The organism is Mycobacterium sp. 852002-10029_SCH5224772 (genome assembly GCF_001667315.1).
Lineage (GTDB): Bacteria > Actinomycetota > Actinomycetes > Mycobacteriales > Mycobacteriaceae > Mycobacterium.
Genome location: NZ_LZHT01000005.1, coordinates 129,910 through 150,260, shown reverse-complemented (window position 1 = coordinate 150,260; position 20,351 = coordinate 129,910). Strand labels below are relative to the sequence as shown.

Sequence of the window (20,351 nt, the reverse complement as noted above, 5' to 3'; positions counted from 1 at the left end):
GGCGTGGCCTGACTCGTCAAGCCTGCAGTCTTACGAATTACCTTGGTAGCCACAGGGATTCGGGCTGCCCTTCGAACGTGTCGCCACTCACCCCTTGATCAGCCGTAACCGCCACGCCTCCGGCCCGCGCTGCTCGTAGTAGACCTCAAGCCGCCCCGAGGCGCGGTCGTTGAGTTGGTGCAGCAATGGGATCGGGTCGTGGGGCGCCACCAGCACCAGGGCGCCGCCGGGCGGAACGGCATCGAACGCACCGAACACGGTGGCGTGCCGGATCGAGTGCGGCACCTCGCGGACGTCGAGCACTGGATCGTCGACATCGGTCTCGCCGCAACCGCAGCTGTGTGAATGCTCGTCGCCGTTGGCGGAGGGGGCATGACCGAGGAGTTCGTTGATGCCCTCGGTCACCTCCATCAGGGAGACATCCGGGTCGGCGGCGACGATCGGCAGGATCCGCTCGTTCTCGTCGACCAGGTGTCCGTCGAACAGCACCCGCAGGGCGTGGGCGGAACCGGCCGCGCGCACCGGCGGTTCCGTACGGATGCCGTCGACGAGGGAGCCGATGATGCGGTGCGCCGCGATCATCGATTCGATCAGGGGCCGCGCGCGTTGGGTGCGGGTGGCGGCCGAGTACAGTCGCTCCTCTTTGGCGGCGGCGATGGGCAGCACCTGACCGGCCAGGAATGCCAGGGCCGTGGATCGCGCCGGCTCGAAGTCCGCACCGCGCTCGAGCGCCGACACCATCGCATCGGTCAGCACCGCGAGCTGCCCCGCGAGCTGCGCGTTGTGGCTGGTGATGGCTTCGACCGCCGCGGCATCGGCCGCTGTGGACGCCACGATCACATCGTTGGCTGGCATGTTTGGTTCCTTTCCGTTGAGCCCGATCGCTCCGCTGAGCGAATGTGACTCACTGCCCTATGTGCATCGCCCAATAATTTACTACAGTAAATTCCGTGAAAAAAGAGTCAATAGTTCTCGGCCCCCGACCGACGCCAGTGCTGGAGGCGCCGGTGGCGCTGTCCGGGCAGCGACTGCGGGTGCTCGAGTACGTGCGCGCGCACTCCCCCGTCCGGGTCGCGGACGCCGCCGCGGCTCTTGACTTGCACGCGAACACCGTTCGCGAACATCTCGACGCGGTCGTCGAGCTTGGGCTCGTCGAGCGTTCCCTCGCCCGGACACCCGGACGCGGGCGTCCCGCCACGTCGTATCGGGCCTCAGCCGCCGACCCCGCGGTAGCGATGCGTGACTACGCGGGTTTGGCGACCGCGCTGGCCGGACAGCTGGCTCGCACCAGCGCCCACCCGGAGCGCGACGCGCGCGCCGCAGGCGTCGAGTGGGGACGCGAACTCATCGACGAGTGCAGCCAGTCCGGCGATGATCCGCGACAGTCCGTGCTCGACGCGCTGGCCCGCCTCGGCTTTGCGCCGGATGAGGACCCCAATGCGCCGGGCGCGCACGGAGGTACCGGCGGCATCGCGCTGCGCCGCTGCCCCCTGCTGAATGCGGCCCGTCGCTATCCGACCATCGTGTGTCAGGTCCACCTCGGCATCGTCGAGGGAATGCTCGAGCGGCTCGGTGCCGCCGGCGTACCGGGCCTCGGTCTGATCCCGTTCGCCGAACCCGGCGCCTGTCGGCTATTTCTGCCCGATCCCGTTGTGCGGCATGATGACTGACCGGGCCATCCCGCCCCGGGCGCTGCTGTTGGTGCCCGGCGGGTTCGCGCTGTTGGCCGGACTTGACGCGGCGCTGATGCTGCTCGGCCTGCCCGCACCGATCGAAACCACCCGGCTGACCGAGGTGCACGGCATCCTGCTGGTGCTCGGGTTCGTCGGAACGGTGATCGCGCTGGAGCGGGCCGTGGCAGCGCAGCACTGGTGGGCCTACCTGAGCCCGATGTTCCTCGGCGCCGGCGCGGTGCTGCTGGTCACCCGGGCGCCCCGAAACCTCGGCGGCGTGTTGTTGCTCGCCGGATCGGCGCTCTTGATTGCGGTGTACGTGCCGCTTTGGCGGCGGGCCGCCGACGTGTCGGTTCTGGTGCAGGTCGGCGGCGCGGTTCTGGCGACCGGCGCGGCACTGTTGTGGCTGGGCGGCGTACCGGTTCCCGATCTTTTGCCCTGGCTGTCGGGATTTTTGATCCTCACGATCGTCGGGGAACGCCTCGAACTCGCCCGCGTCGACCCGATGCTCGGCACCCGGGCAGAGGTGCTGCTCACCGCGATCGCGGCGGCGATCGTCGCGGCCACCGTCGCCGCGCTGTTATGGCCGGCGTTCGGCTATCCGCTGCTCGGCGCGGCGCTGCTGGCGGCGGTGGCGTGGCTGAGCCGGTTCGACGTCGCCCGCAGCACGGTGCGGGCGACGGGGCTGCCCAGATACATGGCGGTATGCCTGCTCGCCGGCTACGGATGGCTGCTGGTGCCGGCCTCGACATGGTTGCTGGTCGGCCAGATCCCTTCCGGCGCAGGCTATGACGCGGTAGTGCACGCGGTGATGCTGGGCTTTGTGCTGTCGATGATCATGGCGCACGCGCCCGTGATTCTGCCGGCCGTGCTGCGTCGCCCGCTGCCCTATACCCCGCTGATGTATGGCCCGGCCGCGGTGTTGCATGTGTCGCTGCTGCTGCGGCTGGGAGTCGGTGACGCACGCGGTTTCCACTGGGCGTTGCAAGCGGGCGGCGTCCTCAACATCGTGGCCGTCCTCGGATTCATTGCCGTCGCGCTCAGTTCGGCCCTGCGCGCAGCCAGACGGGTGCCGGCATGAATCGCTCGGGATGGCACCTGCGCGTCGGGGCGGTCGTATTCGCCTGGCTGGCCGCGCTCGTCGTGGTGGCGGTCGCGCATCGGTTCATTCCGCTGTCCGATTGGCTGTTGGTCCATCTGCTGGCGCTCGGCGCGGCCGGCAACGCGATCCTGATCTGGAGCCGGCATTTCGCCGACGCGTTGCTGCGCCGGCCGCCGGATCCCGCGCGGACGGCAGAAGTGTTGCGCATCGCGGGCTTTAACGCCGGTGCCGTCGCGGTGGTCGCCGGCATGTTGGGACGCTGGTGGCCGGTGGTTCTGGCGGGCGGAGTCGTGGTCGCCGTCGTCGCCCTGGCGCATGGGGCGACGCTCCTGCAGCAGATGCGTACCGCACTGCCCGCCCGCTTCGGCGTCACCGTGCGCTACTACGTAGCCGCGACGGGGTGCCTGGCGGTTGGCGCGGGACTTGGTGTGGCGATGGCGAATTCGGCTCTGCCGGGCCGCCTCCACGAGCGGTTCGTCATCGCGCACGCGGCGGTGAATCTCTTCGGCTGGGTCGGGCTCACGGTCCTAGGCACGCTGGTCACGCTGTGGCCGACGATGCTGCGCACCCGGATGGCCAACGGGGTCGAGGTGGCCGCCCGCCGCGGCCTGCCGGCGCTGTTAATCGCCCTGGCCGTGATCGCCGTCGGTGCGGTGGTCGGGTCACCGCCGATCACCGGGCTGGGCGCGCTCGGGTACCTCGGTGCCGCCGGGATCGTGCTGCGGCCGCACCTCGACGAGATCCGCCGCAAGCGGCCCAACGACTTTGCGACCCTGTCGGTATTGGCGGGCGTGGCCTGGCTGATCGGGTCGCTGGCCTTCGCCGCCGTCACGCTGGCAGCCTCGCCGACGTGGCCCGCGGATGTCGCGGCGGCCGGCGAACTCACCGCGCCGGTGCTGGCCGGCTTCCTGGTTCAGGTGCTGCTCGGGTCACTGACCTACCTGGCACCCGTCGTGATGGGCGGACGGGCGGCGACGCTGGCGGCCGGAGCCGAGCTGGAGCGGGGGGCTCCGTGGCGGCTCACCGTCGCCAACGCCGGGTTGTTGCTCTGCGTTCTTCCGGCTCCGAGCCTGGTGCGGGTCGCGGCATCGATTCTGGTGCTGGTGTCATACGCCGCCTTCCTGCCGCTGCTGGTTCGGGCGGTGTGGCGGGCACACCGGGATCGCGAAAAGTCCACGGCCCCAGTCCAACCGCAAGGGCCACCGCCCCGACACCGCCTGGGCGTCGCCGCCGCCGGGCTCGGGGTCGTCGTGCTGGCGACCGCGGCCGGCGTGGCGGCCGACCCCGCGTCGCTCGGGATGGGCACCTCGCCTCGGGTGGCTGTGGCCGCCACCGGGCACACCACCGTGGCGTCTGTGCGCATCGAGGGCATGCGCTTCTTGCCGGACACGATCGACGTTCCCGCCGGGGACCGGCTGCAGATCACCCTTGCCAATACCGGTACCGACCAACACGATCTGGTGCTGTCCAACGGCACCCGTACCGGACGGATCGCGCCGGGCGAATCGACGGTCCTCGATGCCGGGGTGATCGGCTCCAGCCTCGACGGCTGGTGCGCCGTTGCCGGACACCGGCAAATGGGCATGACTTTTTCCGTCCGGGTGACCGGCGCGCCAATGCCCACAACGCATTCGGTGCATCCGGGTCACCACGGGCCGGCGGCCGACGCGGCGATCCCTCCCGGCGACATCGCCCGCAGCCTAGGCGCCGACCCGGGCCCGGGATTTGCCCCGCGCGACGCCGCGCTGCTCCCGGCCACGGCTCAGCATCGCGTGACGCTGCCCGTGACCGAGATCCAGCGGGAGGTCTCGCCCGGAATCACCCAGCGGCTCTGGACATTCGGTGGCAGCGCGCCCGGCCCCACGTTGCGCGGCAAGGTCGGCGACGTCTTCGAGGTCACCCTCGTCAACGACGGCAACTCTGGTCATTCGATCGACTTTCACGCCGGGGCGCTCGCGCCCGACGAACCGATGCGGACCATCCAACCCGGCCAGCGCCTGGTGTATCGGTTCACCGCGACCCGGGCGGGAATCTGGCTGTACCACTGCTCGACAATGCCGATGTCACTGCACATCGCCAACGGCATGTTCGGCGCGGTGATCATCGACCCGCCGGACCTGCCGCGCGTCGACCGTGAATACGTGATCGTGCAGTCGGAGATGTACCTCGGCGCACCCGGCGGCGAGGCCGACGCCGACAAGGTCGCCACCGACAAGCCGGATTTGGTGGTGTTCAACGGCTACGCGCGCCAATACGACCATGCGCCACTGACCGCCCGGGTGGGCGAGCGTGTTCGCATCTGGGTGCTCGCCGCGGGACCGAACCGAGGCACGTCGTTCCACGTCGTCGGGGGGCAGTTCGACACCGCGTGGTCCGAGGGCGACTACCGGCTGGGCGGAAGGCGAGGCCCGGGCACCGGCGGCGCGCAGACACTCGGATTGTTTGCGGCACAAGGCGGATTCGTCGAATTGACCTTCGGCGAGCCGGGCCGATACCCGTTCGTGTCACACGCGATGGTCGACGCCGAACGCGGCGCTCACGGCATCATCGAGGTCGCCGGGCGGTAATCGGCGACCTCTAAACGTGTTTGGCGACGGTGAGCAGGACGACGGAGTCTTCGACGGCCTGTAGCCCGTGGCGGGTCGGTGGGATCACCAGGTGATCGCCCGGGGCCCCGTCCCAGCTGGTCTCGGGTGACGTCAGGCGGACGCGCCCGTGCAATACCTGCAACGTGGCTTCGCCGGGGCTGTCGTGGTCGGAAAGTGCCGATCCGGCGGTCAGGGCGACCATGGTTTGCCGCAAAGTGTGTTGATGACCGCCGTACACCGTATGCGCGCTGCGGCCGCTGGCGGCCCGGTGCGCGGCCGCCAGCTGCTCGCGCGCGAGAGCTGTGAGCGAGATCTTGTCCATCGGTCAGGCTCCTTTCTCGTCACACAGCATAGGCACACGGCCACAGCGCACCGGCGGCGACCAACCAGTCAACGCGCGTCTTGTTAACTGTTGGCAACGAGCGTCAGCCCTCGGCGACCATGTATTCGTTTGCGCTGCTTGCTGATCGCCACCAGGTGGGCCACCGCCAGCTCGATTCCGCGGCCCAGTGCATCGATGTCGGCCACGGCCTCGTAGTCGGCGAGGACGCCGAAGAACAGGTCCTCGGCATAGCTCAACATGGCCACTCCGGTTCGCAATTGCATCGCAATCGGCGGGACCGGGAACACGCTGAGCACCCGCTGCCCCATGAGCTGCAACGGCTGACGAGGCCCCGGAACATTCGTTGCCAGCGTGGTGACGCCGCGCTGCGGCAACTGGGTCAACAACCGGACCGCCCACGCGGTCAGGGGAAATGGAATGCGATTGGCCAACGACACGAAGGCGTGGCCCGCCTGGCGCTGACCGTGAGACTTCGTGCGGTCCAAGCGGGAGTGGACTGTCCGCAGCCGCTCGATCGGGTGCTCCTCGTCGACCGGTAGGTACGGCAGCATCACCGACACCCGGTTGTCGGTTTTGTCCAACGCGTCGACGGACCGCATCGACACCGGCACCAGCGCGCGAAGCGCATCCGGTAGCGGTGCTTCCCCCCGCTGAACGAGGATGTTGCGGTAGCTCTCCGTGATCGCTGCCAGCGCAACGTCATTGATGGTGACATCGAAGGTCTGGCATACCTGCGCGATGTCGGCGAGTGGCACGCGCGCGACGCCGTACCGGCGCAACGTGGTGATCGGCCCGTTGAGCGACGTCGTCGTGGGCCGCAGCAAGCCGACGGCGATTTCCGCGGCGCCCAGCGCTGTGCGGGCAGCGGTCGCCGTGATGGCCGTCGACGCAGTCCACAGGCCGCCCAGCATGTTCAATGGATTGAGTCCCGGTCGGCTGCGTGAGACTCCTTGCGCTTCAGGTTCTTTGGTGGCACGGATATGACTTGCGAAGCTCTCGCCGATGCCATCATCGCACAGGCCGGCGAGCATGTGGGTGGCGGCAATTCCGTCGGCCATGCAGTGGTGGATCTTGGTGAGCATCGCCCACCGGTTGTCGCTGAGCCCTTCGATGATCCAGATTTCCCACAGCGGGCGATCCCGGTCCAGGCGCCGGGAGATCACGTCGGCCGCAAGCTGGAACAGCTCTCGGTCGTCCCCGGGCCGCGGCAGCGCGATGTGCCGTACATGACGACCGAGATCAAAGTTTGGATCGTCCACCCATTCGGGCGCACCGAGGTCGAACGGGCGCGTGCGCAGGCGCTGCCCGAATCGGGGGCATGCGCGGATCCGCAGCGCGAGGGTCGTCATCAACTCGTCCCGGTCCGGGATCGGACCCTCGATGACGGCCAGACCGCCGATCGCCAAACTCACGTGCCGATCGGCGTCTTCCGCCTTGAGAAAACCGGCATCAAGGGTGGTCAATTGGTCCATGGCCGCCACCTCCCAACTTATATGCAACTGTTCGTAACACCATTATCCGTCGTGCGGAACCGTCGACAGCAGGGCCAAAAGTCCCCAAGCCCAGGCGCTCATGCACCCAAATGGACGACGGCAGCGGCGCTATCGCCGACCCAAAGGCGTGTCGGCGCCGCCGATAACCCCCAGTGCCGCGAGTCTCAGCGAGTCTTGCCGCCCTGGTGGCCATCCGCCCCAAGCGCCTTTCGCGGTTGCAGGTGTGCCTATTTAGAGGATAGTATTCATTTATATAGACTTTTGCGCAAGTAGGGGCTCGGTCACCGGAGATCGGAGGCAGTCGTGTTGGACACAGTGAAAGCGAAGGCCACTGCCGAGAACGCCCGGCCCTTCCCCGATGCGCAGGTCGTCGACGCCGTCCTCACGTTGGCAACCCGGGCACCCTCAATCGACAACACGCAGCCGTGGCGGTGGCGCGTGGATCGCACCAGCCTGCACCTCTACACCGATCCGGGCATGCGGTTACCGAGTACCGACCCGGACGGCCGCGACATGCTCCTGAGTTGCGGTGCAGCACTTCATCATTGCGTCGTCGCTCTGGCGGCAATGGGCTGGCGCGCCCACGTGCGCCGCCTACCCGATCCGGCCAACCCCAGCCACCTCGCCGCCATCGAGGTGTCCCCATACACCCCCGATCGCACCGACATCCTCCTGGCGACGGCAATCCCGCAGCGGCGAACCGATCGGCGGAACTACAGCGCACGCCCGGTCGCGGCGCGGGACATCGCCTCGATGGCCGCTGCGGCCGCTCGCATGGGGGTGGCGCTGCGCAAGGTCGACGCCACGGAAAAGCTGCATGAGATCGTCAAGCGAGCCGCAATGGCCCACGCGACCAACCGCGACTACCTGGTCGAACTCGCAAGGTGGAGCGGCCGGTACGGGTCCCGGGCCGGCGTGCCCGCCCGCAACATCCCCGAACACGATTGTGGCGCACCAGTACCCGGCCGCATCTTCGCCGGGCCGGGCCTGGCGCAGCCGCCGGGCACCTCACCCACCGAGGACAATGCCGTTATCCTGATGCTCGGCAGCCGAACCGACGACCGCCTGGCTCAGCTGCGAGCCGGCGAGGCGACCAGCGCACTGCTGCTGACGGCGACGGCGATGGGACTGGCCACCTGTCCGGTCACCGAACCTTTGGAAATCCCGGAAACGCGTGCGGCCCTTCGCGATAACGTGTGGCGCGCCCAGGGGTATCCGCAGATGCTGCTGCGCCTGGGTTGGGCACCGGAGGGCGCGGCCCCGTTGCCGGCGACGCCGCGGCGCGCGCTCGCCGATGTCGTGCAGTGGTCGCCTCGTCTCTAGGAACGGGAAACAAACGTGGGCATGGCTGCCCAGCCGCGGACCGCGGCGGTCTCCGACGGCACCGCGTTGGCCCAGTCGACCTCCCACGCCGGGAAGCGCTTGAGGATCTCCTCGAGCGCGATCCGGCCCTCCAACCGGGCCAGCGCATTGCCCATGCAGAAATGCGTACCCGCGCCAAATGTCATGTGCGAGCGTTGTTCCCGGTGGATGTCGAACACGTCGCCGTCGGGCGCGAACCGGCGGTGGTCGCGATTGGCGGCGCCGACGAGCATCAACATCGCCGAGCCCTCTGGCACGGTCTGGCCGTAGTACTCGACATCGCGGGTGACGTAGCGGGCCATCTGTAGCGCGGGCGGCTCCCAGCGCAGGATCTCCTCGATCGCCTGGGGAATCAATCCCGGGTTCTCCACCAGATCGCGGCGCTGATCCGGATAGTCGGCCAGTGTCTTACCGGCCCAGCCGATCAGGCGAGTGGTGGTCTCCGACCCGGCCGTGGCGATGACCGTCAGATACATCAATAGCTCGTCGCGGCGCAGCTTGCGCACGGTGCCGTTCTCGTCCTCGAACTCGGCGTTGAGCAGGTCGGTCATGATGTCGTCGGACGGGTGTTCGGCGCGCCAGTCGACGAACTCCGCGAACACCTCACCGGTGGCCATTGCGTCGACCGTTTTCCCTTGCAGGGTCTCCTCGCCGTGGTCGGTGATCTGCCGCTGCCGATCCTCGGGGAGACCCAGCAGCATGCCGATGACGCGCATCGGCATCTGCTCGCCGAGATCGTTGACGAAGTCGAACCGATCCGCCCCGACCAGCGGATCCAGACACCGCGCGGTGAATTCGCGAATCTGCGGCTCGAGGGCGAGCACTTTGCGCGGTGTGAACACCCGCGACAGCAGGTTGCGGTGAATGTTGTGGATCGGCGGATCCTCGAAAATCAGTGTGCCCGGCGGTATTTCCATGCCGGACTTGATGATCTCGAGCAGGGCTCCGCGCCCGGAGATGAACGTCTCGTGGTCGATGACGCCCTTATTGACGTCGTCGTAGCGGCTCAGCGCGTAGAAGTCGTGCTGTTCGTTGTAGTACAGCGGCGCCTCTTCCCGAATCCGGGCGAACACCGGATAGGGATTCATATTGAGGTCGACGTTGTACGGGTCGTAGTACAGATCAGATGCGGCGGGGGCGGTCGGGGCGGTCATCAGAACTCCATCGGGGCTGCGGAATTGTTGGGCTGAACGGGCAGGACGGAAGTGTCCTTGAGCGAGTGACGCATCTAGGACTCGTTCGGAGGGTAGAAGTACTCGCGCCAGGCTTTGATCTTTTCGTCTTGCACCTGATACGCGCCCATGACCGGCCAGCTCATCTGCTTTCCCTCGACGATCCAATGATCGCGGCGCTCCATCATCACCACGTCGCCGTCGACGGCGAGATGCAGGATTTCGAGATCGACGCACGTCCCACCGGCGAAGAACGCCTTCATCATCTCGTGGATCGCGTCGCGACCGGATAGTCGTGGCCAGGAAGGGCCGATGTCGAATGTGGCGTCTGGGGCGAAGTGACTCATGATTTCTTCGACATCGTTGCGGCTCCATGCGGCGATCTCGGCACGCGCGACTTCCTCAGCGGTCATCATTTTCCCGTCGGCCTGTTGCGACAACGCGGTTACACTATCACACTGAAATGTAACGCCAGCCGGCTCGCTGGCCCACTGTGAGTGATCGGCGGCTCCACGCCGTGTATTGAGTTCGGCGACCAGCCGCAGCGTCGATCCGAAAATGGATAATGTGCTCCTCCAACAGCTTTCGACGGTGGTCCGCTGGCCCGTCCGACGCAACGGGTTATTTGCCACAGGTGTTGGGCGGCTAAGAGCGCGACAATTTGGCCCTCAAACCATCTCATATTTGACACCCGCATGACAGCTCAATTAGGACGTGACAGGCGCTCAGCTCCGGTCATCACTATGAGCGACTAAGCGCCCGCATGTGCGGCGACGTCGATAAGCAGGTCATCTAGGCGTCGCCCGAGGTTCCACCCGAGATAGACGGCGAAGTGAACCACCAGTTCTTCGAGTTCGTCACGGGTCATGTCCCCGAGGGTGAGTGCGGCGCGGAGGTGCTCGGTGACTTCCTCGTCGATCGTCGACGACGCAGCGCTGCAGATGCTGACGATGCGGCGGTCACGGCGAGTGAGATATTTTTGCCTGTTCCAGATTTCGCCGTAAAGGTAGTCGAGGCGGGCCCGGCCCTGAAACGGGGTCACGGGTTCCGGTGCTGGAGTGCCGTGCACTTCTTCGTATGCCGCGAGACCACGTTCCCGACGCGCTGCGCCTCCGGTGGGCTCTGTCCACAGCTCAAAATCGTGCGGTTGCGGTTCGTCGCCGCGCCCCTCGGCGATTTTGAACATCGCCAGCATGCCGTACATCTGCATGACCGATGCCTTCGGCCAGCCCGCCTGCGTGCCGTAGTGCAATACGAACTCGTCGTACTCGGAGTAGGTGATGTCCCCGCTCTGTAGGGCGGCGTAGACATGGGTTTCGATCGGGGTGATCGCCCCTGCCTCGGCGACACAGGTGAGGGTGATCCAGCGGCGGTCCCGGGGGGTGAGAACGCCGCGGCGCCACATCTCGGCGAACACATAGCCGATGACCCCGGACTCGATGTAGGCGCTGACGGAGTCAGGACTTCCGGTCCTCATGATGTGCTCGTATTCGGCTCGTGCGACCGTCCGCCGTTCTTCGCGAGTGGTCCATTCGGTCATGCGAGACCTTTCTGCATTCGGCTATCTGATCGTTACGCCGGCGTCGACTTTGAACTCGAGTCCGGTGACGTACCGGGATTCGTCGGAGACGAGGAACAGGACCGCGTTGCTGACATCGGTCGCCTCGATGAGCGGAACGGGCAGGGCATTGAGGAAGAGCGGTATGAGGTCTTCGCGCTTGGCGATGTGCTCGTGCAAGCTGCTCGGAGCCATCCCCGTGGCGACACCGGTCGGATGAACCGTGTTCACACGGATGCTCTGTGCGGCAAGCTCGTTGGCGAGCGCCAACGTCATGCCCACGATGCCGTGCTTGGAGGCGGTGTAAGGGATGTGCATCGGGGTGCCCTTGATCCCCGCGGCCGAACTGATGTTGACGAGGCTGCCCCCGCCTTGTTCCAACAAATGAGGGATCGCCGCGAGACAGGTATTCCATGCGCCGATCAGATTGACGTCGAGCACCAGGCGCCACTGGTCGGCGGTCGTGGTGTCCCACGTCCCGACCGTCAAGACTCCCGCGTTGGCCACCGCGGCGTCTAATCCACCCAGCTCCCGAACCGCCTCGTCCACAGCCGATTTCATGGTGTCTTCGTCGCGGACGTCGACGACCTTGGTGACGACGCGGCCGCCGTACTCGCCGACCAGACGCGCCGTCTCATTCAGGTCGGTTTCGCTTGACAAGGCGTAGTCGAGCCCGTCGATGGGCGCGCAGATGTCGACCAGGACCAGGTCGGCGCCCTCCTGCGCGAGGCGCATCGCATGGCTGCGGCCCATCCCGCGCCCGGCACCGGTGATCAGGACTCGTTTTCCGGCGGCGCGGCCGGGTCGCGTCGTTGACGTCATAGCTTGTTGCAGAATCCGGCGTCGACCGGGAACGTCACCCCGGTCACGTATTTGGCTTGGTCGGACACCAGGTAGGCGATGGCGTTACTGATGTCTTCGGGCTCCAGCATCTCCACCGGCATCGGATTCTGAAGGTGCGGACCGCCGCCCGGATAGTTTTCGAGGAATGCGGTCATCTCCGGATTGACCGCCATCATCGTGTTGACGGCGGTGGGATGCACTGTGTTGACCCGGATGCTCATCGGCGCAAGCGCGTTCGCGAGGGTCCGCATGAGCCCGACGATCGCGTGCTTGGACGCCGCGTAACCGAGACCGCCGCCCTGCAAACCACCGAAGCCCCGCAAACCCGCCGTCGAACTGGTGAAAACGATTGCTCCCCCTCGTTTTCCGGCAATCATGTGCGGGATCGCCGCCGACGCAGCGTGATAAGCGCCATCGAGATTGACGTCCGTGACCGCGCGCCACTGCGCGAGTTCTTCTTCGATGCTCAATTGCCGAAACCCCACTGGCGATATGCCGGCATTGGCCAACACGATGTCAAGCCGCCCGAATTGTTCCACACCCGCATCGACGGCGCCCTTGACCTGGTAGAAGTCACGCACGTCGGCAACGGTACCGAGCATCTTGCCGCCCGCGCTTTCGACCATCGCGATGGTCTCGTCGAGTTCCACGCGCGAGGCCATTGGATAGTGATTAGCAGGGATGTCGTCGCAGATGTCGATACCGATGATGCTGGCGCCTTCCCGGGCCAGGCGCACCGCGTGGCTTCGGCCCTGCCCACGGGCCACGCCAGTGATGAACGCGACCTTCCCCTCCAACGAACTCATCAGTCCTCGATTCGACTGGCCGCGGCCGCGGCTCGGTAACCTGGTTATCGCGGTACAGTAACCAGGTTTCTCCTACGATCGCAAGGGGGTTGATTGCGTGGCTGCCGTCGACGCCTCGCGGGCAGAGTTCCGCCAGGGCGAGGACAGAATCCTGAGCATCGTCGTCGAGATCCTCGAGGCAGAGGGCTATGAGGCGGTGCAACTGCGCGAGGTCGCGCGGCGCGCCCGCATGTCGCTCTCGACGATCTACAAGCACTATCCCAACAGAGACGACATGATCCTCGCGGCCTTGCAGCGGTGGATGGACGAGAACCGCTACTCACGCGTCACGCGACCAGCACGCCAGCCCGGCGAGTCCCTGTACGACGCGCTGATGCGCCTGTACCGAGTGCTGTTCGAGCCGTGGGAAAAACATCCGGCGATGCTCGCAGCCTTCTTCAGGGCGCGGTCGTCGGCCGGCGGCCAGAAGCTGCTTCGTCAGGGTCTGGATGCCGTGGTCCCCGCGGCCATGGAGACACTCGCCGACGTCGACGAGCCGTTCGTCGGTGACCTCGACGCGATCATCTCCAGCCTCGTTTACGGACTTCTCGGCCGATTCGTCGCGGGCGAGATCCCGATCACCGCCGTGATGCCGAGCCTGGAGCGAGCCATCTTCTGGATCACCCAGGGCTACGAGGCGGTCGCCATTCCGCCGACTAAGCCGCGGTCGGCATCCCCCCGAAAAGGACGCCCCCGCGCGAAGACGTGACGTCATTCACTGGCGCATCTGGGCGGCGCCGCCGATGTACCACATCTGCTGGTTGATCCACTCGGCCTCGTCGGAGAGCAGGAACGCGGCGATCCCGGCCCGGTCTTCTGTCTTGCCGAGGCGCATCGTTTTGGCCGTGCGCGAAGAGACCGCCGACTTTATTCGGACGGGTTGATCGCCGGCACACCTTCTGGCAGAACGTGAATGGGACCCAAGCGTTCCCGAGTTTCAACGCACCCCCGGTGATTGACCCGGTTGCGCACTGTCACTTCCCTGTCGCATTCCAAGAGCGGTCCCAACTATCGATCGCCGCCACCTCATTGAGCGGTTTGCGCCGCACCGGATGGTGCCCGCCGTTGGGCCAGCCCACCGTAAGCAAGGTCGCGATCTTCCAGTCGCCAGGAATTCCGACCATGGAACGCAGCTGGTCCTCACAGGACCCGTGCCACAGCGTGATCGCCGCGCCAAGTCCTTGCGCGCGGGCAGCCAGCAGAAAGTTCTGCACCGCAGGAAAGATCGAGCCGCCCTGCTGTAGTTCGGTTGTTCCTCGCTGCGGTTGCACGCAGAACAGCACCAGCACAGGCGCCGCGCCACCAACGCTCATGTGCTCAGCCATCGTTCGCAAAACGCGTGATTTGGGGTCATCCGCCCCGTTCTCGGGCATCGAAATCCGATAAAACTCGGTCATCACGTCCCATGTCTGGTGGGCCGCGGCGGTGACTACGTCGCGCAAACTACTCGATTTGAGTACGACGAACTTCCACGGCTGCTGATTGCCGCCGGACGGGGCCCAACTCGCCGCGCGCAGACAGGTGTCGATGGCCTCCTCGGAGACGGGTTCATCGCGATAGCGCCGCACGGTTGACGCGGTGCGCATGACCTCCCACAGGTCCGCCGATGCCTGCGGGACAGGTCGGTCGGTCACGCCTTCACCGCCGCGGGCAGCATGCCTAGCCAGGATCCGCCACGCACCGGACCGGTGACCAGTGGTAAGTCGAGCGTCGAGAGCAAGCCAGTCCGCGCGGCCATCACCGCGGGGATGGCGTTGAGTTCGCGCATGACGGTGGCGTAGGTCAGGCCGCGCATGTTGTTTCCGCGGCCATGCATCTCGATATCGACGGTATAGGTGGGCAGGCCATCGACGATGACCCGGTAGCCACCGTGCGGTGATGGATGCCGCGGCCAATCCGGTGCGGAACCGGCGCCCATGCGAGTGACGTGTTCGAGCACCACGCGCTCCTCGCCGCCCACGATGCCAGCTAGCTTGAAGCGCATACCTCCCATGGTCCCCGGCTCGATCCAGCCCGACGCAACCTCGTATCGCTCGGTGGCCAACCATTTTTCGATGGATACCTCGACGCGGTCGAGCGAAAGGCCGACGCCGTCGGCAACCAGGTGGACGGTGGGTGCCCACAGCGCGGCCAGTCGTTCGGGGTCGAATAGCGGCATCGGATGGTCGGGAGGGTGTCCAAAGCCCATGAAGTCGAACATGATGTCGGGCTGATCGATCGGGCTGTAGTCGAGTATTTCGAGCATGGTGATGGTGTCGACACGACTGCTGAAGCCGGTCATCGTCAGCGCGATCACGTCGTTCGCCCAGCCGGGGTCGACGCCGCTGTTGAAGAAGCTGGTGCCGCCGTCGGCGCACGCCGCCTCGAGCAGTTCGACGGTTTCCCTGTCCGCCGCGGGCGGGTAACACATGGGCACCAGCGAGGTACACACCACATCCTTGCCGGCGCGCAGGCAGCGCGCGATGTCCTGTGCAGCTTCGCGGTAGCGATAGTCACCCGACGCGAAATAGGCCACCACGTCGGCGTCCGCCGACAGCGCGGCACCGATATCGCGCGTGGCGGTGACCCCGGTCGTCGGCATTCCACAAAGTTCGCCGGCGTCCTTGCCGTCCTTACTTTCGGAGTGCACCACCACGCCGGCAAGCTCCAGGCCCGGGTGCGTGATCAGCGCTCGCAGCGCGCCGACCCCGACCTGACCGGGGCCCCAGAGAATGACACGGGGTTTGCCTTGGCAGACTGTCATGTGGCCCTTTCCCAGATCGTCCGGTCCAATTGTGAGAACATACCTTCTCGATAATTGATAACACCATTGCCGCAACGAGAGAACCGTGGAGGAAGCGATGAGCGATTACGAGTTCCTGAAATGGGAGTCGTTTGACGACGGCCAGATCGTGCGGATCTCCCTGAACCGTCCAGAACAACGCAACGCACAGAATCGCGGCATGCTGGTCGAACTCGATGATGCGTTCGCCAGGGCCGAGGCCGATGACACCGTCCGCGTCGTCATCCTCGCCGGCGAGGGCCCGATGTTCTCCTCCGGCCATGACATCGGCTCCAAGCAGGCTCGCGCCGAGTTCACGCCCGGACCCGGCCAACACCCGACCGCCGCGATCAACGGCGGGACCCGCGAGGGAGCCGAGAAGATCATGCTGCAGGAATGGCACTACTTCTTCCAGAACAACCTGCGCTGGCGCAACCTTCGCAAGATCACCATCGCTCAGGTACATGGTGACGTGTTCTCGGCGGGCCTGATGCTGATCTGGGCGTGCGACCTGATCGTGGGCAGTGAGGAGGTGCGCTTCGCCGACGTGGTCGGCACCCGACTCGGGATGTGCGGCATGGAGTACTTCGGCCATCCCTGGGAGTTCGGACCGCGACGCACGAAGGAACTCATGCTCACCGGCGACGCGATCGAGATCGAGGAGGCCTACCGGATCGGGATGGTCAGCAAGGTCTTCAAGCGCGACGAACTCGCCGAGCGCACGCTCGAACTGGCCCGACGCATCGCCACCGTACCGACGATGGCGGCCCTGCTCATCAAGGAATCGGTCAACCAGTCCGTCGACAACATGGGCTTCTACAACGCCCTGCAGTCCTGCTTCACGTTGCACCAGCTGAACCACTCGCATTGGGTCGGGGTGCGTGACGACAAGCGTGCGACCGCCGGTGAGGAGCAAGGAGTTCCGAATTGGCGGAGTGCTCCGCCGATCGTCACGTCGGTGAAAGACCAGGTGCGAGCCGACGCGTGACAGTCACTCCTGGCACTCCCAAACCCATGCAGGTCACCATCCCCGGCCACCTGTTCGGCCAGTTGCCGTTTCACGACGTGGTCGACACCGATGACACCGTGGTCGTGAATCTGCAGAACAGAGAAGACCTGACCAACAATCGCGGCGCGCTGCAGGGTGGGTTGGTTGCCACGCTCATCGATGTGGCCGGGGGCCGGCTGGCGGTCAAGTACGCGGGTGAGGGCGCCGGCGCTGGCACCGCGGACATGTCCATTCATTTCCTGGCACCGATCGTCGAGGGCCCCGCGCGCGCGAAGGCCACACTGGTGCGCGCGGGAAAGCGGATGATCGTTGTCGCGGTGGACGTGTTCGATGTCGGTCGCGACCGTCTCGCGGCGCGAGCGACACTGAGCTTCGCGATCCTTGCGCCACGTGATCCCGCTCAGCCGGCGGCACCGTAGCGGGCATCCGCTACGCGATCCAATGCGGCCGCGGGATCGCCGAAAACCATTGCCCAGCCCCGCACCCGGCGGTAGTACAGCTGGATGTCGCCTTCCATCCCGAAGCCGTATCCGCCGTGGATGTGCAGGCTTCGCCGCGTGGCGTCGCGCGCCGTCTCGTAAGCGAATGCGAAAGCCATCGCAGCCAATTCTCGAACACGATCGGGCTCGTCGGTAAATGCGCACGCCGCCTCCAGCCCGAGCAGCCGCGCCCCATCGGCGGCGGTGGCACTGTCGGCCAGCGGGTGAGAGACCGCTTGGAAGGTACCGATCGCGCTTCCGAAGGCGTGACGTTGCTTGGCGTAGTCGACGCCGATTTCCACGGCCTTCTTGGCCGCACCCGCCAACGCGACTGCCGTCAGCGCGAGCCATAAATCGAGAGCGCCGTTGAACCGGTCGCGTGCCTGTTCACCGTCGGCGAGCACAATGTGCTCATTTTCAATTGTGATGTCCGCCAGCGGCATTGACGCAAGATTTCCCACCGCCGTGCGGTTCTTCCCGATCGGCACCACCACCAGTCGTCCCTCAGCCAGGGCAATAACATGGTCTGCCACGGCCCCGCCGGGCACCAACTCCAGCTGGCTACCGCGTGCGGCGCGCGGCGCGAAGGTGACCAGTTGGTCACCCGCGAGGACCGCGCTTAGCAGCCCGGCGCCCGCCTCGCCGGACTCGGCCAGCAATCGCGCGGCCACCTGTGCTTCGATGATCGGCGCGGACGCAACTGCGCGGCCGAACTGTTCGGCAATCAGCGCGAGTTCCAGTTCGGCGGCGCCCCATCCGCCGGCCGCCTCACCGACCGCCATCTGCACTGCCCCGGTCTCCTGCAGTGCGTTCCATAGCTTGGGATCGAAGCCCGAAGGCTCAGCTGCCCGGACTCGCTCGGAGGTCGACTCACGCGCAAACAGCGCGGCGAACGAATCCACCAACTGTCTCTGTTCGCCCGTTAGGCTCAGGTCCACAAATATCGTCCCTATCACGTGCGGATATGGTTACTCTCAAAAACGAGATTAGCATTACCGGCCCCACCGCCCGGGGCCGTGTGCGACGAACAGATTGGCGTGCATACATGCATTTTCAGCTCGATGCGGATACGGCGACCTACCGGGACGCGATCCGCGCCCACCTTCAGGACGTGTTGACTCCCGAATTCGAGGAACGCATTTACCGTAGCGGCGTCGCACACGACGACGAATTCGCCAAAAGCCTAGTTGACAAGGGCTATTTTGCCCCGGCCTGGCCCGTCGAGTTAGGCGGACAAAACCGCAACGCATGGGAGGACCAGGTCGTCAAAGAGGAACTGATGCGTTTTGACGCGCCGGTGTACCTCTCCGAAACGACCAGGATGGTGGCGTCGATCATCCGCGAAATCGGCACCCCGGCGTTGAAGGAGCGCATCCTGGCCGGTGCGATCAACGGCGAGATCACCATCGCCCTCGGCTTCACCGAACCCGAGTGTGGGTCGGACGTCGCGGCTGCCGCCACCAAAGCCGTGCGCGACGGTGACGACTGGGTGATCAACGGCTCCAAGATGTTCACCACCAACGGTCACATCGCCGACTTTGTGTTCCTACTCGCGCGCACCAATCCGGACAAACCCAAACACCAGGGACTGACCATGTTTCTGGTGCCGTGTGACTCCGATGGCTTTGCGGCACAAGCCGTGTGGACCCTTTCGGGAGAACGCACCAACATCACCTTCTACAGCGATGTCCGCATCGGCGACGAATGGCGAATTGGCGAAGTCGATGGCGGATGGCAGGTGCTCGGCCTGTCGTTGCAGGACGAGCACGCATCCGGTTGGGGCCCGCACCTGATCCGGTTGCTGGACCATGCGGAGCACTGGGCCACCACCGGTCAAGCCGACGACGGCTCGCCACCCATCGCGAAAACCGATGTCCGGCGCCGGTTGGCCCGCGTCGCAATGGAGATCGAGGTGTCGATGCTGTTGCAGCGACGATGTGTGTGGATGCTCGAACAGGGCGACATACCGGTGGCCGAGGGACCGATGTCCAAGGTATTCAGCACCGAGGCACTCGAACGTGCCAGCCAGGACGTGGTCGAACTCGTCGGCGCCGACGGCTTACGCAGCTACCTCGAACCGACCGCTCCCGAGCGCGGTCGGTTCGACCACTCACTACGGTTCTCGTTGGGCACCACGATCTATGCGGGTACCAGCGAGGTTCAGCGCACCATCATTGCCCAGCGCGGGCTCGGCCTACCCCGTTAGTTTCTTTGGCCGTCCGGCCCGGCTGGCGGATGCCGCAGGCGGAGACGCCTTGCGCGCACGCTTGGCCTTGGCATCCGGGGCAAGCGGCGTGACCGCTTGCTTACACCACGCCCACAGTTGGTCCTCGGTCAGCTTGGAACTTTTGCCGCCCAGATGAAAAACACCGATCTGGGCGAGCGCGGTGAGCGTCGTGTTCAGCAACGTGGTCAGCTGCGCGGGGGTCAGGTCGGTGCGCACCAGGCCGGCCCGAGCACACGAGGTGATGATCTTCGTCAAGAGCTTCAAGTGAGGCTCCCACACCTTGGCGAAGTCGTCCGGTCGCTCGATCTCCAAGCTCAGGTTGTAGATCGTCATGACCCGGCCGCCGACGGCTTCCGACGACTCCGCGCGCGACAGCACGCCCCGGCAGAAGGCCTCGAGTTGCTCCATCGGACCGTCGGCCGCAGCGACCTCCTGACGGATGTTCTCGGTGAACTGACTCGTGACGTTCTCATAGAGCGCCAACATCAATTCTTCTTTGCCGGCAAAGTGTTGGTAGAACGCCCGGAGGCTCAGATTCGATCTGTCGATGAGCGTCTGGATCGTGAAGTCGGCTTTACCTGACTCTTCTACCAATTCGAGCGCGGTGGCCAGAAACCGCGAACTACGCGCGAGGGCACGCGCTCTGGCGGTGCTCAGCCGCCGCTCGATCGTGCGTTGCTGCCACGTGCCGGGCAGTTCGACGTCCGTATCGACCAATTCCAAGCCGGGTTCGAAGTCGGGACCGGCGGGCTTCTTCGTAGGCATAATGCGGCAAGAATACGCGTTCGGCGCGGAAAATGTGCGATCTACCTACACGTGTATGTTGATTATCACTACGCGTAAGGACTGATTCCCTCGCCTTGTCGTCGCTTGTTAACGCTTGCCCGTGGCGCGTC

General features: G+C 65.8%; 20 protein-coding genes and 1 pseudogene. 8 read left to right on the top strand and 13 right to left on the bottom strand.

The features are described from left to right. Positions 1–87 precede the first annotated feature (87 nt). Complete coding sequence (locus tag A5775_RS01290; RefSeq protein ID WP_067246126.1) at positions 88–855, bottom strand: DUF2249 domain-containing protein; 768 nt, start codon at positions 853–855, stop codon at positions 88–90. 95 nt (positions 856–950) lie between these two features. Between A5775_RS01290 and A5775_RS01285 the strand changes: the two genes are divergently transcribed. The 3 genes from A5775_RS01285 to A5775_RS01275 are packed head-to-tail and all read left to right on the top strand — an operon-like array spanning position 951 to position 5,342. Continuing rightward, complete coding sequence (locus tag A5775_RS01285) at positions 951–1,670, top strand: metalloregulator ArsR/SmtB family transcription factor (RefSeq protein WP_067246123.1); 720 nt, start codon at positions 951–953, stop codon at positions 1,668–1,670. Beyond that, positions 1,660–2,754, top strand: a complete 1,095-nt coding sequence (locus A5775_RS01280; RefSeq protein ID WP_231995087.1) for a hypothetical protein — start codon at positions 1,660–1,662, stop codon at positions 2,752–2,754. The genes A5775_RS01285 and A5775_RS01280 overlap by 11 nt, the downstream gene beginning before the upstream one ends. Next, on the top strand, positions 2,751–5,342 hold the full coding sequence (locus tag A5775_RS01275; RefSeq protein WP_067246116.1) for a multicopper oxidase domain-containing protein: 2,592 nt from the start codon (positions 2,751–2,753) through the stop codon (positions 5,340–5,342). Before A5775_RS01280 ends, A5775_RS01275 begins: the two co-directional genes overlap by 4 nt. A gap of 10 nt (positions 5,343–5,352) precedes the next feature. Here the strand turns inward: A5775_RS01275 and A5775_RS01270 are convergent, their stop codons facing one another. Further along, positions 5,353–5,685 (bottom strand): cupin domain-containing protein, encoded by a 333-nt coding sequence (locus A5775_RS01270; protein ID WP_014384340.1) that lies wholly within the window; start codon positions 5,683–5,685, stop codon positions 5,353–5,355. An 83-nt stretch (positions 5,686–5,768) separates the two neighbouring features. Next, positions 5,769–7,178, bottom strand: a complete 1,410-nt coding sequence (locus A5775_RS01265; protein ID WP_067246112.1) for a wax ester/triacylglycerol synthase family O-acyltransferase — start codon at positions 7,176–7,178, stop codon at positions 5,769–5,771. A 324-nt stretch (positions 7,179–7,502) separates the two neighbouring features. Between A5775_RS01265 and A5775_RS01260 the strand changes: the two genes are divergently transcribed. Further along, on the top strand, positions 7,503–8,522 hold the full coding sequence (locus tag A5775_RS01260; RefSeq protein WP_067246109.1) for an NAD(P)H nitroreductase: 1,020 nt from the start codon (positions 7,503–7,505) through the stop codon (positions 8,520–8,522). On the opposite strand, the gene A5775_RS01255 is transcribed toward A5775_RS01260, so the two are convergent. The 5 genes from A5775_RS01255 to A5775_RS01235 all read right to left on the bottom strand — a co-directional run bounded on the left by A5775_RS01255 (position 8,519) and on the right by A5775_RS01235 (position 12,940). Continuing rightward, a complete protein-coding gene (locus A5775_RS01255; protein WP_067246106.1) occupies positions 8,519–9,715 on the bottom strand; it encodes a cytochrome P450 in 1,197 nt (398 codons plus the stop codon). The two genes, A5775_RS01260 and A5775_RS01255, sit on opposite strands and share 4 nt — an antisense overlap. Before the next feature lie 74 nt (positions 9,716–9,789). Then, entirely contained in the window at positions 9,790–10,146 is a 357-nt protein-coding gene (locus A5775_RS01250) for an SgcJ/EcaC family oxidoreductase (protein WP_197512286.1), read from the bottom strand. A gap of 338 nt (positions 10,147–10,484) precedes the next feature. After that, on the bottom strand, positions 10,485–11,273 hold the full coding sequence (locus tag A5775_RS01245) for a carboxymuconolactone decarboxylase family protein (protein WP_067246101.1): 789 nt from the start codon (positions 11,271–11,273) through the stop codon (positions 10,485–10,487). 21 nt (positions 11,274–11,294) lie between these two features. Beyond that, a complete protein-coding gene (locus A5775_RS01240) occupies positions 11,295–12,113 on the bottom strand; it encodes a mycofactocin-coupled SDR family oxidoreductase (RefSeq protein WP_067246097.1) in 819 nt (272 codons plus the stop codon). Continuing rightward, complete coding sequence (locus A5775_RS01235) at positions 12,110–12,940, bottom strand: mycofactocin-coupled SDR family oxidoreductase (RefSeq protein ID WP_067246093.1); 831 nt, start codon at positions 12,938–12,940, stop codon at positions 12,110–12,112. Before A5775_RS01235 ends, A5775_RS01240 begins: the two co-directional genes overlap by 4 nt. Before the next feature lie 97 nt (positions 12,941–13,037). On the opposite strand from A5775_RS01235, the gene A5775_RS01230 reads away from it, so the two are divergent. Further along, on the top strand, positions 13,038–13,688 hold the full coding sequence (locus tag A5775_RS01230; protein WP_067246089.1) for a TetR family transcriptional regulator: 651 nt from the start codon (positions 13,038–13,040) through the stop codon (positions 13,686–13,688). A 6-nt stretch (positions 13,689–13,694) separates the two neighbouring features. Here the strand turns inward: A5775_RS01230 and A5775_RS26155 are convergent. From A5775_RS26155 to A5775_RS01220, 3 genes and pseudogenes are all read right to left on the bottom strand, one after another. Next, a pseudogene (locus A5775_RS26155) lies at positions 13,695–13,829 on the bottom strand (oxidoreductase); the annotation flags it as partial. 124 nt (positions 13,830–13,953) lie between these two features. Beyond that, a complete protein-coding gene (locus A5775_RS01225; RefSeq protein WP_067246086.1) occupies positions 13,954–14,565 on the bottom strand; it encodes a nitroreductase family protein in 612 nt (203 codons plus the stop codon). A gap of 44 nt (positions 14,566–14,609) precedes the next feature. Next, positions 14,610–15,722 carry a dihydrodipicolinate reductase gene (locus A5775_RS01220; RefSeq protein ID WP_067246082.1) on the bottom strand — a complete coding sequence of 371 codons (1,113 nt, stop codon included), beginning with the start codon at positions 15,720–15,722 and terminating at the stop codon, positions 14,610–14,612. A gap of 97 nt (positions 15,723–15,819) precedes the next feature. Here A5775_RS01220 and A5775_RS01215 point away from each other — a divergent pair, with 97 nt between their 5' ends. Then, on the top strand, positions 15,820–16,728 hold the full coding sequence (locus tag A5775_RS01215; protein WP_067246339.1) for an enoyl-CoA hydratase: 909 nt from the start codon (positions 15,820–15,822) through the stop codon (positions 16,726–16,728). A gap of 26 nt (positions 16,729–16,754) precedes the next feature. After that, a complete protein-coding gene (locus A5775_RS01210) occupies positions 16,755–17,168 on the top strand; it encodes a PaaI family thioesterase (protein WP_067246079.1) in 414 nt (137 codons plus the stop codon). On the opposite strand, the gene A5775_RS01205 is transcribed toward A5775_RS01210, so the two are convergent. After that, the gene (locus A5775_RS01205) at positions 17,150–18,166 is read right to left on the bottom strand and encodes an acyl-CoA dehydrogenase family protein (RefSeq protein ID WP_067246074.1); all 1,017 of its coding nucleotides are present in this window, start codon (positions 18,164–18,166) and stop codon (positions 17,150–17,152) included. The two genes, A5775_RS01210 and A5775_RS01205, sit on opposite strands and share 19 nt — an antisense overlap. A gap of 107 nt (positions 18,167–18,273) precedes the next feature. On the opposite strand from A5775_RS01205, the gene A5775_RS01200 reads away from it, so the two are divergent. Beyond that, entirely contained in the window at positions 18,274–19,434 is a 1,161-nt protein-coding gene (locus A5775_RS01200; RefSeq protein ID WP_067246071.1) for an acyl-CoA dehydrogenase family protein, read from the top strand. Here the strand turns inward: A5775_RS01200 and A5775_RS01195 are convergent. Then, positions 19,423–20,220, bottom strand: a complete 798-nt coding sequence (locus A5775_RS01195; protein ID WP_067246068.1) for a TetR/AcrR family transcriptional regulator — start codon at positions 20,218–20,220, stop codon at positions 19,423–19,425. The two genes, A5775_RS01200 and A5775_RS01195, sit on opposite strands and share 12 nt — an antisense overlap. Positions 20,221–20,351 lie beyond the last annotated feature (131 nt).